We start from the raw sequence: 324 nt of genomic DNA, 5'->3' as shown, positions 1-324 counted from the left end.
ACCATCGTCACTGTGCTCTTGAGCTCGATCATCAAGCCACGTATGATCATCAGCAATTCCCCAGAAAGTTACATTACTAATCTCTTCATCAAACTCTTTATATAATTCAAAGAGCGCTTCATAGCGAGCAGCTTGATCTTCTAAGATACTATCAGGAATTTCTTCCTCTGTTTTAAACTCACCGCTTGGAGGCCAACCATAAATACTAACATCTAATTCTGTGATCTGTTGATCTAATCCAAATTCAGAAAACATTTCGTACGTCTCTCTCATTTCATTTATTGACGGCCAATCAAGTTGAATATGTGACTGATGTCCAACACC

General features: G+C 38.6%; 1 protein-coding gene. It reads right to left on the bottom strand.

Going from position 1 to position 324, the window contains the following annotated elements; genetic code table 11:
- On the bottom strand, positions 1–324 hold a 324-nt coding region (locus AOA60_RS01445), incomplete at both ends, for an endo-1,4-beta-xylanase (RefSeq protein ID WP_178075304.1).

It is taken from the genome of Pseudomonas sp. 2822-17, assembly GCF_002742485.1.
GTDB lineage: Bacteria > Pseudomonadota > Gammaproteobacteria > Pseudomonadales > Pseudomonadaceae > Aquipseudomonas > Aquipseudomonas cyclaminis.
The sequence above is the reverse complement of the archived record's forward strand: the minus strand, read 5'-3'. Positions and strand labels throughout refer to the sequence as shown.